Genomic DNA, 14,594 nt, shown 5'->3' on the forward strand with positions numbered 1-14,594 from the left:
AGTAGCCGGTTTTCACAATGACGCCAGCAAAAGCTGGCAGGAACGCCGCGACCCGTGCCTCGCCCGCCCCGCGCGGGCGCTCACCCGGCGCGGAAGGCGGCGCGGGCGGTGTCGAAGTAGTCGCGGCCCCGCTCGGCCTGCTGGAGCGGCGAGGAGACCCACAGGTCGTACTGGCGGCCGCCCTCCTCCCAGCACAGGTCGAAGGTGCGGCGCGGCACGCCGTGCGTGAAGCCGTCCCAGGTGAACTCCCACAGCGCGGCCGGGTGCCCGTTCTGCGTGGTCGGGGTGACGAAGCCGTCCCGGTAACCCTGGTAGGCGGCCGGGCCGGCGGCGTCCTGGGCCCGCATGACCGCCTCGGGCCCGCGGGGGTCCGGGCGCTGGGTGCGGATGCCGACGCGGAACTCCTTGCCGGCGGAGTAGTAGAAGACGCGCGGCGGTTCGAGGGAGCGCCGGAAACCGTCCGGCAGGGCGAGCGAGAAGCCCGCGGGGTCGTCGACGGTGCGGAAGCCCGCGGGGAGCGACGGAGTGGCCGACGCGGGGTCCGCCGGAGCGGACGCGACGGACGGGGAGGTCCGCGCGGGTGCGCCGCTCGTGACGGCGGTCCGGTCCGGTGCGGCGCCGCCCGTCGAACCGGCGTCCGGCAGCAGGGAGGCCGCCGCGACGCCGGCCCCCGCCAGCACCGCCACGCCCAGCACGGCCGCCAGCGGGCCCCGCCTGCGCCGGGGCCGGGGAAGCGGCGCGTCCTGGCGCTCCGTCTCCGTGCCCGGCGCGGGCCCGGGGACCGCGGTGGGCGGCACGCCGGTCTCCGCGTACGCGGCGAGCAGCTCCTCCGTCTCCTGCGCGGTCGGCCGCCGCTCGGGCTCACGCCGCAACAGGGCCTCGACGACCGGCAGGAGCGGTCCGGTCCGCTCCGGCGGCCGGATCTCCTCGAACACGACGGCGTGCAGCACCTCCCCCAACGAGTCCCGGCGGAAGGGGGACCGCCCGACGACCGCCGCGCACAGCAGCACGCCCACCGACCACAGGTCGGAGGCGGGCCCCGCGGCCCGCCCGGACATGCGCTCGGGGGCGGTGTACTCGGGCGAGCCCACGAAGTCCCCGGCCTCGGTCAGCGTGGTCGCTCCGGTCACCCGCGCGATGCCGAAGTCGGTCAGCACGATCCGCCCGGTGCCGTGCTCGACGAGGACGTTGCCGGGCTTGATGTCCCGGTGCAGCACGCCGCGTTCGTGCGCGGCCCGCAACGCACCGGTGACGGCGGCCCCGATCCGGGCGGCCTCGCGCGGGGGCAGCGGGCCGTCCTGGGCGAGGACGTCGGCGAGCGAGCGGCCGTCGACGAGCTCCATGACGATCCACGGGGAGCCGTCGTGCTCGACCACGTCGAAGAGGACGATCACATGGGGGTGGCGTATCCGGGCGACCGTGCGCGCCTCCCGCAGGGCGCGGTCCTCGTCGCCCTCGGCGTGCAGCTCCTTGACCGCCACTTGGCGGCCCAGCAGTTCGTCGTCGGCCCGCCACACCGTGCCCATGCCGCCGCGCCCGAGCCGCCCCGTGATCCGGTACCGCCCGGCGACCAGCCGCCCCCCGTCGCCCCTCATGGGGCCATGATGCCTCAGCGCCGGTCACCCGGCCGGTTCCGGCCGCCAGGTCTGCAGGGCCACCTGGAACCGGGCGGCGGAGGCCGCCCAGTCGCCGGCCGGCGCGTCCATGTAGAGGGCGTACTCGCGGCCGTCGGCCGTCACGTACGCCTGGTCGACGGCACGGCGCGGGCCCGGGTGCTCCTTGGAGTCGGTCCAGGTGAACTCCCACAGGCAGCCGTCGCCGCCCCGGAAGGTGTTCTGGTGCAGCCGCACCCGGGTGTAGTCGGGGAGCGCCTGCACGCTCTCCTCCAGCTGGAGCAGGTGCATGTACGGGTTGACGCCCGGCGCGGCGCGGCCGACGCCGACGCGCAGCCGGTGGGCGCCGCCGTCGGGCGTGTAGTCGATCTGGTCGCCGTCCAGTTGGCGTTGCCAGCCGCGCGGTACGGCGAGGCTGAAGCCCGCCGGGTCGTGGACGCGCACGTAGCCGGCCGGGACCCCGGTGGCGTCGCCGGTGCCGTCGCCGCGCCCCTCGACCACCGCGAGGACGCCTCCGGTGCCCGCCAGCAGCGCCCCGGCGACCGCGGCCGCCACGAGCGCGGCGCGGCGCCCGCCGGGGCGGCGGCGCCGGGGGCCGCCGGCCGCGATGGCCGTGAGCGTGGTCGCCAGCTGCCCGGCCGGCGGGCGCGCGGCGGGCTCCTTCGCGAGCAGCGCCGCGATGACCGGGCGCAGCGGGCCGGCCGCCCGGGGTTCTGGCAGGTCCTCGTACACCACGGCCTGCAGGGTGCCGATCGGCGACGTGCGGCGGAACGGCGAGCGCCCCTCGACCGCCGCGTAGAGCGTGGCGCCCAGCGACCACAGGTCGGACTCCGGCCCGGGACGGCCGCCGCGGGCCCGCTCGGGCGCCAGGTAGTCGACCGATCCGACGAGTTCGCCGGTGCGGGTGATCGCCGAGTCGCCCTCGACGACGGCGATGCCGAAGTCCGTCAGCAGGACCCGGCCGTCGCGGGCGAGCAGCACGTTGGCCGGCTTCACGTCCCGGTGGAGCACGCCCGCGGCGTGCGCCGCGCGCAGCGCCTCCAGCACGGCGGCGGCCACCGCGGCGGCCCGCCTGGGGGACAGCGGCCCGTCCTCGCGCACCGCCTCGTCCAGCGAGCGGCCGTCCACCAGTTCCATGACGATCCAGGGCCGGCCGTCCTGTTCCACGACGTCGTGGACGGTCACCACGTTGGGGTGGTTGATCCGGGCGGCGGCCCGGGCCTCCTGCTTCATCCGCTCCAGGAGCACGGCGCGGTCGTCCTCCGCGAGATGGGCGCCGAGGGTCAGCTCCTTGACGGCGACGGTGCGCCGCAGCACGACGTCCTGGGCCTCCCAGACCCGCCCCATGCCGCCGCGGCCGATGACGTCGCCGAGCCGGTACCGTCCGGCCAGCACGCTTCCGCTCCCGCTCACTCCCCTGCCCCCACGGCCTCTCCAACGCGCGCCGGGACCGGGCGGTTCCGGTCCGGGCACCGCGCTCAGGTGGTGCGGTAGGTCTCCGCGGCCTTCTCGAAGTACCGCTTGACGTCGGCGCGACGGCCGTCCGGCCCGATGACCAGGACGACGTGGTACCTGCCGTCGCGGATCATCACCAGGTTGCGCGCGAACAGCTGCCGGCCTGAGCCGTCGCTCCAGCTGAACTCGCCCTCCGCGGCGGTGATCCCGCCCATGTCCAGGCGGCGCAGCCCGGAGGCCGAGGACCAGCCGGAAGCCCGGAAGCCGGCCAGCTCGGGCTCGTCGTTCTGGTAGACGATCGGGTCGCTGCCCTTGTCGGCGACGGTGTCACGGCCGGGCACGACCAGCAGCCGGTAGTCGCCGCCGGTGTAGCGGACCTGCCCGTCGGCGTTCCTGGGCGTGCGCTGCCAGCCGTTGGGGACGGCGAGCCGGAAGCCCTCCGCGTCGGTGCGCAGCGTGAAGTCGCCGCCGAGGCCGGTGGTGGCGGCGTCGTCCGCCGGGGCCGACCGCGTGGGCGGCGGGGCGCTCGTAGCCGGGGCGGAGCCGCGCGTGGCCTTGCCGGGCGGCGGGGCGGTCGTCTGCGGCCGCTCGTCGCCGCCGGGCACCTGCGCGGGCAGGGTCCGCGTGGCACCGGCCGCGCCCTCGTCGTCCGTGGACCCGCCGCGCGGCATGAAGAGCACGGCGTACAGCACGGCGGCGACCATCAGCAGCAGCACCAGCCCGACCAGCGTGATCCCGAGGCTGCGCGGCCCGCGCCCCGAGCGCTGCCGCCGCTCCTTGGTGCGCTTGTGGCGCCCGTGCGCGGGGTGGGCGGGCACGGGGTCGGCGGCGGCCTTGCGGCGGCGCACCAGTTCGCCCCGGCGGCGTACGACGGGCAGCTTGTGCGGGTCGTCGGCAGGCACGGGCACCGTGCTCAGCCCCACGTCCGGCTCCGGCGCGGAGCGGACGAGCGAGCGCAGCCAGCCGCGCAGCTCCTCGGCGTCCGGCCGCTCCTCGGGGTCCTGGCGCAGCAGCGACTCCACGACGGGCCGCAGCGGTCCGCACTCCTCGGCGTACGCGGGCGGCTCGGCGATGACCAGCTGGACCAGTTCCGCGGTGCTCTCCTCCGGGAACGGAGGATGCCCCTGGACGCTGCGGAAGAGCAGCGACCCCAGTGCCCACAGGTCGGCGGCCGGGCCGACGGGCGGGGCGAGCTGCCAGTTCTCGTGGACCTCGGTGGCCTGCTCGGGGGCCCACCGCTCGGTGACGGGACCGACGACGGTGAGCCGGGCCTGCCGGGCGCGCTCGAGCTCCAGCGCGGAGTGCGGGCCCTCCCAGCCGCCGCCGGGCGCCTCGCCGCCCCCGGCCATCGCGGGCACCGGCACCGGGTTGTAGCCGCACAGCGCCTCCTGGGCGGCGCTCACGGCCAGCCCCGAGAGCATCGCCCGGCCGTCGTCGCAGACCAGCACGGTCCGGCCGGTGACGTTGCGGTGGACCCAGCCGTGGGCGTGCAGCACGCGCAGCGCGGTCAGCACGTCGGAGGCCACCTCGGCGGCCCGGTAGGGGCTCAGCCGCTTGTCGGCGAGGACCGCGGCCAGCGGGCGGGCGGCGACCAGCTCGCTCACTATCCAGACGCTGCCGTCCTCGACGAAGATGTCGAAGACCTGCACCAGCCGGGGGTGGTCGGGTATCGCGGCCGCGGCCTGCGCCGCCTCCAGGGCCCGGTGGGCGGTGTCCCCGCCGTCCCCGTGGTGCGGTCCCGGCTCGGCGCTGACGACCTCGGGCAGCAGGACCTGGCGTATCAGCACCTCCTGGTTGCTGAAGGTGTCCCAGGCCCTGGTCTCCACCAGTTCGAACTCGTCGGCGGGCGGCCGCGGCAGGCGGTAGCGGTCGGCCAGTACGCGTCCCGCGTAGTCGTCCACGACGCCTCCCCAAAGCGTCAGATCCGATCCGTTGTGGATGCGGACAGTCCGCAATGACTCACGATACGTGCCCGAGCGGCCTCACTTGGCCGGTTTGAAGGTGTTGAAGAGCGCCTCGCGCATCTCCGTGGTCTTCTTGCTGTTCCACTCGGCGTCCGGCGCGAAGAAGAGGATGGCGTAGCCGTGCCCGTCGTCCACGACGAAGCCCCGGTTGACGGCGCGCATCTTGGTGCCGCCGGACATGTAGGTGAACGTCCAGTCGGCGGCGGTGCGGTAGCCGCGGTAGTTCACGTCCTTTATGTCCACCTTCTGGTAACCGGGGAACCTGCCCGCAGCACCGGCCTCGTTCTGGCGCCAGGCGTCCGCCGCGCTCTTGCCGGGGGTGTGGGTCCAGTCGACCTGCACCCGGGGGCTGCGGCGGGCGTTGAAGACCCAGCCGTTGCCGGCCCGCTCCTTGTTCGCGGCCCAGCCACTGGGCAGCGCTATCGAGAAGCCCTCGGAGTCGGTGTAGGTCGTCCAGCCGGCCGGAACCGCGCCGGAGCCGTCCTTCCCGCTGCCGGAGCCGGAGGAGGAAGTGTCCGAGCCCTTGCCGGAGTTGTCGTCGCCCTTCCCCTTGCCGGAGTCGTCGCCGCCCTTGTCGTCGCCGGACTCGCTCCCCTGGCCCCCCTTGTCGTCGCCGGACTTGCCGTCCTGGACGCCGTCGTCACCGGACTTGGCACTCGCCGGGGCGGACGGATTGGCGGGCTGACGGGCGCCCGGGTCGCCGTCGCCCTGGCCGGCCCAGATGCCGATGCCGGTCCCGAGCAGCACGAGGACGACCACGATCGCCGCGAAGAGCACCGCGCGGCGGCGGCGCTCGTCCATCGACGCCAGGAGCGGCAGCCGCGGGGCGGTGGCCGGGGCGGCCGCCGGCACCGGTACGGGCGTGACCGGGGCGGACGCGGTCGCCGGGGTCGCCTCGGGCTCCGGCTTGGCCTTCGCGGCCCGCAGCGCCGCCTGGTCGGCGGCGGCGGCCCGGGTGGCCGGGGGCGCGTCAGTGGGCGTCGGCTGCGGGTCGGAGGGCGGCAGCGGCATGGTGCGCGTGGCCTCGGCGACCGGGACGTCCGGCGCGTGGGCGACACCCGTGAGCAGCGGGCGCACGCCCGCGTCGTCGAGCCGCAGTTCCGGATCCTTGTTGAGCAGCCCGTGGATCGCGTCGGCCAGCGGCCCCGCGTTGCGCGGGGTCTGCAGCGACTCCGTCATGACCGCGGTGAGCGTGGCGATGGCCGAGCCCTTGTCGTACGGCGGCCGGCCCTCGACCGAGGCGTACAGCAGCGCGCCCAGCGACCACAGGTCGGCCGGCGGGCCGGGCTTCTGGCCGCGCGCCCGCTCGGGCGAGATGTACGAGGGGGCGCCGACCAGCATGCCGGTGGAGGTGACGGACGGGTCGCCGTCGATCTGGGCGATGCCGAAGTCGCTCAGCACGACGCGGCCGTCGTCGGCGATCAGGACGTTGGACGGCTTCACGTCACGGTGGAGGATGCCCTCCTTGTGGGCGGCCCGCAGCACGTCCAGCACGGTCAGCCCGACCTCGGCGGCACGCTTGGGCGAGAGCGGCCCGTCCTCGCGGATCGCGTCCGACAGCGAGCGGCCCTCGACCAGTTCCATGACGATCCAGGGCCGGTCGTCCTCCTCGACGACGTCGAAGACGGTCACCGCGCCGGTGTTGCGGATGCGGGCGGTCGCCTTGGCCTCGCGCAGGGTGCGGGTGATCAGGCGGCGCTTCTCGTCCTCGTCGATGTTGTGCGGGAAGCGCAGCTCCTTCACGGCGACCGTACGGCCGAGCGTCTCGTCGACGGCCCGCCAGACGGTGCCCATGCCGCCCTTGCCGAGGACGGCGCCGAGTCGGTACCGGTCGGCGATGAGCCGCTGGTCGGTGTCGTGCGCCTGGCCCATGAATCCCTCTGCAGTCGCTGAAGATGAAGCTCCCTCATCGCCTGCCAACGGCGACCGCGGGATGGAGACCTCCATCATCCCTGACTCGGGGCCGTGGTCCCACCCCGGCCCCGCCGTGTGCTAGTCGTGGACGACGAGTCCGGCCACCGCGTCGTCGAAGACCGTCCGGAAATCACCCCATTGGGCCGTCGGCGCGGAGAGGTAGACGGCGAACTCGCGTCCGCCGGGCTCCCCGAAGCCGAGGTCGATGGCCCGGAAGCCGCGGGCCTTGCCCTGGAAGGTGAACTCCCATATGGCGGCCGGGCGGTCACGCCACCTGGTGCTCTGCATCCGCAGCCGCTCGTACCCCGCCACCTTGGGGATGGTCTGCTGCTCCTCCTCCGCGAAGTGCTCCAGCGGATCGCTCGCCGCGTAGTCCAGCGTGCCGATCCGCAGGCCGGCCAGGCCGCTCGGGTCGACGTAGATGACCTGCTCGCCCTGCACCTGGCGGGTCCACCCGTCGGGGACCGGGACGGAGAAGCCCTGCTCGGGCTCCTCGGCGAGGTGGTAGCCGGCCGGCACGGGCGACGGGCCCGGAGCGGACGGGGAGGGGGGCGGGGAGGAGGACGCCGGGGAGGACGGCGACGAGGAGGTCGCCGAGTGGCTCGGGGCCGGCCGGTCGCCCTGGGTGCCGGTGGAGCCGCCGAAGTGCTGCGCGGCGTAGAAACCGCCGCCGGCGAGGGCGGCGGCCAGCACCGCGGCGAGCAGCACCCGGACCCCGGTGCGGCGCCGCGCCCGCGGGGGCTCCGCCGGGACGGGGACCCCCGACGGAAGGGTGGGGGCGTGCGGGGGCGCGGGCTGCGCGACCGGTTCCGGGGGCCGGACGACGGTGGTCGGCGCGGTGTGCGACAGGGTCAGGCTCTCGCGGGGGACGCTCGCGGTCTCGGTCTCGGCGGCGCTCGCCCGCAGCATCCGCTCGGCCTCCGGCGCCGACAGCCGGCCCTGCGGCTCCCGCACCAGCAGCCCCGCGATCACCGGCCCCAGCGGCCCCGCGTTCCCCGCCACCGGCACCTCGTCCGTCGCGATCGCGTACGCCGTCTCGATCGCCGTGTCCCGGCGGAACGGCGAACGCCCCTCCACCGCCTGGAACAACGTCGCCCCCAACGCCCACAGATCCGCCTCAGGACCCGGCGCACCACCGGTCAGCCGCTCCGGCGCCAGGAAGTCGATCGACCCGATCAGCTCACCCGTCCGCGTCAGCGTCGACGTCCCCGAAGCCTGCGCGATCCCGAAATCCGTCAGCACCACCCGGCCCGACTCCGCCAGCAGCACATTGCCCGGCTTCACATCCCGGTGCAGCACCCCCGCCGCATGCGCCGCCCGCAACGCCGCCACCATCGCCCGCCCGATCCGCGCCGCCTCCCCCGGCACCACCGGACCCCGCTCCTTCAGCACATCCCCCAGCGTCGTCGACGGCACGTACTCCATCACGATCACCGGCAGACCCTCGTCGTCCACCACGTCGTGCACCACCACCACACTGGGATGGCTGATCCGCGCCGCACTGCGCGCCTCCCGCCGGGTCCGCTCGAACAGCGTCTCCAGCTCGTCCTCGTGCAGGTGCGGCTGCGGCGGGTGCAGGCGCTTCACCGCCACCGCACGACCCAGCAGCTCGTCCTCGGCCCGCCAGACCGTGCCCATGCCCCCACGGCCGATCCGCTCGACCAGCCGGTACCTGCCGGCCACCAGGCGTCCGAGGTCGGACATCGTGCGCCCCTTCCTGCCACGTACGAGAAGGAACGATATCCGGCCGGGCCACGGATCCCGTCAAGGCCGTGGCCCACGCCTCACCCGGCGTACCGGCGGCGGCTCACAGCGGGACGATGTCCGGGGCGCCCAGGCGGGCGGCGTCCGCGGTCTGGTCGTCGGGCTGGCGCTGGGACTCCCGCTCGGCCTCCACCCGCTTCTCGTAGTGCTCGACCTCCTTCTCCACCTGCTCCTTGTCCCAGCCCAGGACGGGCGCCATCAGCTCGGCGGCCTCCCGGGCGCTGAGCGTGCCGCGGTCGAAGGTCTCGATGGAGATGCGGGTGCGCCGGGTGAGCACGTCGTCCAAATGCCGCGCGCCCTCGTGCGAGGCGGCGTAGACGACCTCGGCACGCAGGTAGTCGTCGGCCCCGCTGAGCGGGCGGCCCAGCGAGGGGTCCTCCTCGATCAGCTGCAGCAGTTCCTCGGAGAGCGAGCCGTAGCGGTTGAGCAGGTGCTCGATCCGCGCCACGTGCAGGCCGGTGCGCGAAGCGATCCTGGCCCGCGCGTTCCACAGCGCGTGGTAGCCCTCCGCGCCGGCCAGCGGGACGTCCTCGGTGACGCACTCGGCGACCCGGTGCGTCAGGCCGTGCACGGCCGCGTCCACGGCGTCCTTTGCCATCACCCGGTACGTGGTGTACTTGCCGCCCGCGACCACCACCAGGCCCGGCACCGGGTGCGCCACGGTGTGCTCGCGCGACAGCTGGCTGGTGGCCTCGGACTCGCCCGCCAGCAGCGGGCGCAGCCCCGCGTACACGCCCTGCACGTCGTCCCGGGTCAGCGGCACGGCGAGCACCGAGTTGACGTGCTCCAGCAGGTAGTCGATGTCGGCGCTGGACGCGGCCGGGTGCGACTTGTCCAGGCCCCAGTCGGTGTCCGTGGTCCCCACGATCCAGTGGCGGCCCCAGGGGATCACGAAGAGCACGCTCTTCTCGGTCCGCAGGATCAGCCCCGTCGCGGAGTGGATCCGGTCCTTCGGCACGACCAGGTGTATGCCCTTGGACGCCCGCACGTGGAACTGGCCGCGCTCCCCGATCAGCGCCTGCGTGTCGTCCGTCCACACCCCGGTGGCGTTCACGATCTGCCGCGCGCGCACCTCGTAGACGCCCCCGGCCTCCACGTCCTCGACCCGGGCGCCCACCACGCGCTCGCCCTCGCGCAGGAACCCGATCACCCGGGCCCGGTTCGCGGCCAGCGCGCCGTAGGCGGCGGCCGTCCTGACCAGCGTCATCGTGTACCGGGCGTCGTCCATCTGCGCGTCGTAGTACTGCAGCGCCCCGACCAGGGCGTCCTTCTTCAGGCACGGCGCCACGCGCAACGCGCTCTTGCGGCTCAGGTGCCGGTGGTGCGGCAGCCCGCGGCCGTGCCCGGACGACAGCGCCATCGTGTCGTACAGCGTCACGCCGGCGCCCGCGTAGAAGCGCTCCCAGACGCGGTGCTGCAGCGGGTACAGGAACGGCACCGGCTTCACCAGGTGCGGCGCCAGGCGCTGGAGCAGCAGTCCCCGCTCCTTGAGGGCCTCCCGGACCAGGGCGAAGTCCAGCATCTCCAGGTAGCGCAGTCCGCCGTGGATCAGCTTGCTCGACCGGCTCGACGTCCCGGACGCCCAGTCGCGGGCCTCCACGATGCCGGTCGTCAGCCCGCGCGTCGCGGCGTCCAGCGCCGTCCCGGCGCCCACGACGCCCGCGCCCACCACGAGCACGTCGAGTTCCTGTTCCGCCATCCGGGCGAGCGCGGAGGCACGCTCCGCCGGTCCCAGTGTCGCCGTCAGCATCCTGGCCTCCCGTCGTGACGCGGGGTCGCGCCTCAGCGCATTCCCCGTCCCCACGATCGTTACCCGTGTCGTGCCCCCCGGCTACCTCGGGCTTCGCCGGGCCGGGGAGTGTGTGCGGGTCGTGTGTGGCTGGGGTTGCGGTTTATCCCCCGCCCTCCCGCCCGATTGCCCGGCACGATTGGTGCGGGCTGCGCGCTGTGGCTGGGTGGGCCGGGGGCGGGGCCTCCGGGGTGGGCATTCTGTACCGCATATTTATGTGCATGACGGGCAGCACTCGTCGGTGCCGTCGCTGCCGCACATCAAATACACGTCAGCGTCCAGAACGCCCACCCCTACGACCCCACCCCCTCCGAATCGACAGCGGCCAACGGCCGGTGGGTGGTCACAAGGCAGCCCGGGGGTACCGCACCTGTCCGACGCACCCCTCACCGACCGTCATGCGCCCACACGAGCAGGGTGCCGCTCAGGTGTGGGACGGGGCCCGGTGGCAGATATGGGCGGCAACCCGGACCGCCTCCACTGCCCCCCACCGCCTGTCGTGCGCCCACACAGCAAGAGGGCGTGTAGCGGGGTGCTCACCCAGTCGAAGGCCGGGGAGACGAGCGGCGAACCCGGTGCCGAATGATGCGGGCTGAACCCGTGGGGCCGTGGGGCAAGCGAGCGGTTCGGGACACCCCGGACTGCCCCCATGCCCCCCCACCGGCCGTGTGCGCCCATACGACGGGAGGGGGTGTGTCGGGGTGCTCCCCCTGGCCGAAGGCTGGGAGAGACGGGTGGTGGAATTCGGTGCCGAATGATGTGGGCTTGAACCGTAGGGCCGTAGGGGGTCACTGGGCGGTTCGGGGCGCCTCCGGACTGCCTCCATACCCTCCACCGGCCGTTGTGCGCCCATACGACGGGAGGGGGTGTGTCGGGGTGCGCCCGGAAACGACGAGCGGCGGACGCGGTGCCGAATGACGTAGGGCCAAACCGCGAGCGTTGAGGACGTGCGCCGGCGCGGCGCCGACCCCCGACGAACTTGCGCACGTCGCACCGATCGTGCCGGGCAATCGGGCGGGAGGGTGGGGGAGAAACCTCAACGACAACCACAAACAACCCGCACACGACAACCGGCCGCAACCACAGACCCCGGGCATACAAGGCCGCACCGCGTGGCGTGCAGTCATATCAGCTACCTGTCTGGTTAGCCTGATTTCGCGCCATTCGGGTACCACGACGCCCCCCGTCGCAGGAGAGGACCCCCATGCCCTCAGACCTCGCAGTCATCGGACTCGGCCCCGCCGGCCTGCCCCTCGCGCAGGCGGCCAGCGCCGCCGGCCTCGGGGTCATCGGGTACGACCCGGACGAGCACGTGGTGGACGCGATCAACGCCGGCAGCCGGGTCCCCTGCGGCGCACTCGCCGCCGCCGACGTGCGGCGGATGCTCGCGGGCGGCTTCCGGGCGACCGCGGACACGGCCGCCCTGGGCCGGGCGCGGGCGGCCGTGCTGTGCGCGCCGACGCCGCTCGGGGAGGGCGGGGAGCCGGACCTGACGGCGCTGGCGGAGGCCGCCCGCGCACTGGCCGGGCACCTGCGGCCGCACAGCACGGTGGTCCTGGAGTCGCCGGTGTACCCGGGGACGACGGAGGACTTCCTGCGTCCGCTGTTGGAGGAGGGCTCCGGCCTGCGGGCCGGCCACGGCTTCCACCTGGCGTACGCCCCCGCACGCCACCCCGGCACGCCGAAGGTGATCGGCGGGCTCACCCCCGCCTGCACGGAGGCCGCGGCCGTCTTCTACGGCCGGTTCACCGAGCGGATCGTCCGCGCCCGGGGCGTGCGCGAGGCGGAGAGCGTGCACCTGCTGGAGACCAACTACCGGCACGTCAACATCGCGCTGGCCAACGAGATGGCCGTGTTCTGCCACGACATCGGCGTGGACGTCTGGGACGTCATCCGCTGCGCCGAGACCCGTCCCCACGGCTTCCAGGCCTTCCGCCCCGGCCCGGGGGTCGGCGGCCACACCATGCCGCTGGACCCCGGGCACCCGCCGTACCAGGGCCGGGTGCACGGCCATCCGCTGCGGCTGGTCGAGTACGCGCAGGAGGTCAACACCCGGATGCCACGCTACGTGGTGCAGCGCGCCGCGGCCCTGCTGAACGAGCACGGCAAGTCGCTGCGGGGGGCCCGGGTGCTGCTGCTGGGCGTCACGTACAAGCCGGACCTGCCGGACGAGGAGCGCTCGCCGGCCCGGGAGATCGGCGCCCGGCTGGCCGAGCTGGGGGCGCAGCTGAGCTACCACGACCCGTACGTCCCGCGGTGGCGGGTGCTGGACCGCCCGGTCCCCCGCGCCGACTCGCTGTGGGAGGCCGCGGCGGACGCCGACCTGACGATCCTGCTCCAGCACCACCGCACCTACGACATGCAGGGCCTGGCGGTGAAGGCCCAGTTGATGCTGGACACCTGCGGCGCCACCCCGGCGGGGGCGGCCGCACGGCTGTGAGCCCCCGGTCTCAGACCGGGGAGGCGGGCGCCGAGACGCGGACGGCCCGTTCGGGCAGGCGGACGCCGCAGTCGAGGCGCACGCCCGCGGGGAGTTCGTTGTGGGGGCCGACGTGGGCGCGGTCGCCGACCACCGCTTCGACGACGCTGGTGCGCTCGCCGACGACCGCCTCGCGTCCGATCACGGACCGCTGGACGAGCGCCTGCCGGCCGATCCGCGCGCCGGGCAGGACGACGCTGCCCTCGACCACGGCCCCGGCCTCCACCACGGCGCCCGCGCACACGGCCGTGCCCGCCGTGAGCACCGCCAGCGGGTCGACCAGCGCCCCCGGCAGGATCAGGGCGTCCCCGGCCGGCCCGGGCAGCGCGGGCGAGGACACGTATCCGCGGACCAGGTCGGCGGAGCCGGTGACGAAGGCCGACGGCGTGCCGAGGTCCAGCCAGTACGTGTCGTCGACGACGCCGCGCAGCATGGCGCCGGAGGACAGCAGCCCGGGGAAGGTCTCGCGCTCGACGGAGACGACCCGCCCCTCGGGGACGGTGTCGATGACCGAGCGCGTGAAGACGTAGCAGCCCGCGTTGATCTGGTCGGTGACGATCTGCTCCGGCCGCTCGGGCTTCTCGAGGAACGTCGTGACCCGGCCGTCCCCGTCGGTGGGCACCAGCCCGTACGCCCGGGGGTCCGCGACCCGGGTCAGGTGCAGGGTCACGTCGGCGCCGGAGGCCCGGTGGCCGTCCCGCAGACCGCGGATGTCGAGCCCGCTGAGGATGTCGCCGTTGAAGACGAGGACGGGATCGTCCGGCCCGCAGGTCAGGTGGCGGGCGGCGTTGCGGATCGCGCCTCCGGTGCCCAGGGGCTCGGTCTCGGTGACGTACACCAGTTCCAGGCCCAGCCCGGCACCGTCGCCGTACTCCCGCTCGAAGAGCTCCGCGAGGTAGGACGTGGCGAAGACGATCCGGGTCACCCCCGCCGCCGCGGCGCGTGCCAGCTGGTGGGTCAGCAGCGGCACCCCGGCGACGAGCAGCAGGGGCTTGGGCGTGAAGGTGCACAGCGGATGCAGCCGGGTGCCCTTGCCGCCGACGAGGAGAATGGCCTCGCTCATGTCTTCTCCCAGGAGACGTTCAGGAGGGGTTCGGAGGACGCGGCCGGCACGTGCCGGTCCGGCGGGGCGGGTTGCGCGCCACGGCCGGCGGTCCTGAAGACCCACGTCCGGTAGGACCAGAAGCGGAAGAGCGTGGCGATGCCGATGCCGACGAACTTGAAGACGTTGTTGGCGAGCGTGCCCTCCCAGCCGAATCCGTACGTGGTCGTGTAGAGCACGGAGTTCTCGATGACCAGGCCGACCGCGCTGAAGAAGAGGAAGAGCCCGAGCTCCCGCTTCCGACCGCTCCGGCCCTCCGTGTCGTGGTCGCGGTCGCGGTACGTGAAGTACCGCAGACCGAGGTAGTTGGTCATGATCGCGACGACCGTCGCCAGGAGGCTCGCCCGTACCGTCTGCCAGTGGGCGGCGTGCCTGATGAGGTTGAAGACGCCGAGGTTGACCACGAATCCCGAGAGCCCGACCAGGCCGAACTTCGCGATCTCGCGGTACAGGTGCCCCAACCGCGAAGGAAGCGCGTGCCGTCCGCCCATGGTGAAGTCGTCCCTTGTCTCGG

9 protein-coding genes are annotated in these 14,594 nt (G+C 74.3%); 1 reads left to right on the forward strand and 8 read right to left on the reverse strand.

Annotation, left to right across the window (positions count from 1 at the left end; translation table 11 throughout):
- Positions 1-80 precede the first annotated feature (80 nt).
- From ACFZAU_RS07580 to ACFZAU_RS07605, 6 genes are all read right to left on the reverse strand, one after another.
- Positions 81-1,595 (reverse strand): serine/threonine-protein kinase, encoded by a 1,515-nt coding sequence (locus ACFZAU_RS07580; RefSeq protein ID WP_500551454.1) that lies wholly within the window; start codon positions 1,593-1,595, stop codon positions 81-83.
- A gap of 24 nt (positions 1,596-1,619) precedes the next feature.
- Positions 1,620-3,008, reverse strand: coding sequence for a serine/threonine-protein kinase (locus tag ACFZAU_RS07585; RefSeq protein WP_500551455.1), 1,389 nt, complete (start codon positions 3,006-3,008; stop codon positions 1,620-1,622).
- A gap of 83 nt (positions 3,009-3,091) precedes the next feature.
- Positions 3,092-4,969 (reverse strand): serine/threonine protein kinase, encoded by a 1,878-nt coding sequence (locus tag ACFZAU_RS07590; RefSeq protein WP_500551456.1) that lies wholly within the window; start codon positions 4,967-4,969, stop codon positions 3,092-3,094.
- 81 nt (positions 4,970-5,050) lie between these two features.
- On the reverse strand, positions 5,051-6,904 hold the full coding sequence (locus ACFZAU_RS07595; protein ID WP_500551457.1) for a serine/threonine-protein kinase: 1,854 nt from the start codon (positions 6,902-6,904) through the stop codon (positions 5,051-5,053).
- A gap of 120 nt (positions 6,905-7,024) precedes the next feature.
- On the reverse strand, positions 7,025-8,650 hold the full coding sequence (locus ACFZAU_RS07600) for a serine/threonine-protein kinase (protein WP_500551458.1): 1,626 nt from the start codon (positions 8,648-8,650) through the stop codon (positions 7,025-7,027).
- A 103-nt stretch (positions 8,651-8,753) separates the two neighbouring features.
- A complete protein-coding gene (locus ACFZAU_RS07605; protein WP_500551459.1) occupies positions 8,754-10,460 on the reverse strand; it encodes a glycerol-3-phosphate dehydrogenase/oxidase in 1,707 nt (568 codons plus the stop codon).
- A 1,243-nt stretch (positions 10,461-11,703) separates the two neighbouring features.
- Here ACFZAU_RS07605 and ACFZAU_RS07610 point away from each other — a divergent pair.
- Positions 11,704-12,939 (forward strand): nucleotide sugar dehydrogenase, encoded by a 1,236-nt coding sequence (locus ACFZAU_RS07610; protein WP_500551460.1) that lies wholly within the window; start codon positions 11,704-11,706, stop codon positions 12,937-12,939.
- A gap of 10 nt (positions 12,940-12,949) precedes the next feature.
- Here the strand turns inward: ACFZAU_RS07610 and manB are convergent, their stop codons facing one another.
- Together manB and ACFZAU_RS07620 are read right to left on the reverse strand one after the other, a co-directional pair.
- Positions 12,950-14,041, reverse strand: coding sequence for a mannose-1-phosphate guanylyltransferase (gene manB, locus ACFZAU_RS07615; protein WP_500551461.1), 1,092 nt, complete (start codon positions 14,039-14,041; stop codon positions 12,950-12,952).
- Positions 14,038-14,571, reverse strand: coding sequence for a GtrA family protein (locus ACFZAU_RS07620; RefSeq protein ID WP_500551462.1), 534 nt, complete (start codon positions 14,569-14,571; stop codon positions 14,038-14,040). The genes manB and ACFZAU_RS07620 overlap by 4 nt, the downstream gene beginning before the upstream one ends.
- Positions 14,572-14,594 lie beyond the last annotated feature (23 nt).

The sequence above is a fragment of the Streptomyces sp. NPDC008238 genome, assembly GCF_042956445.1.
Lineage (GTDB): Bacteria > Actinomycetota > Actinomycetes > Streptomycetales > Streptomycetaceae > Actinacidiphila.

Bases quoted from the DNA above. Each gene is read 5' to 3' on its own strand.
- manB (WP_500551461.1), bottom strand. From the start codon at position 14,041: ATGAGCGAGGCCATTCTCCTCGTCGGCGGCAAGGGCACCCGGCTGCAT.
- ACFZAU_RS07580 (WP_500551454.1), bottom strand. From the start codon at position 1,595: ATGAGGGGCGACGGGGGGCGGCTGGTCGCCGGGCGGTACCGGATCACG.
- ACFZAU_RS07610 (WP_500551460.1), top strand. From the start codon at position 11,704: ATGCCCTCAGACCTCGCAGTCATCGGACTCGGCCCCGCCGGCCTGCCC.
- ACFZAU_RS07595 (WP_500551457.1), bottom strand. From the start codon at position 6,904: ATGGGCCAGGCGCACGACACCGACCAGCGGCTCATCGCCGACCGGTAC.
- ACFZAU_RS07620 (WP_500551462.1), bottom strand. From the start codon at position 14,571: ATGGGCGGACGGCACGCGCTTCCTTCGCGGTTGGGGCACCTGTACCGC.
- ACFZAU_RS07600 (WP_500551458.1), bottom strand. From the start codon at position 8,650: ATGTCCGACCTCGGACGCCTGGTGGCCGGCAGGTACCGGCTGGTCGAG.
- ACFZAU_RS07605 (WP_500551459.1), bottom strand. From the start codon at position 10,460: ATGCTGACGGCGACACTGGGACCGGCGGAGCGTGCCTCCGCGCTCGCC.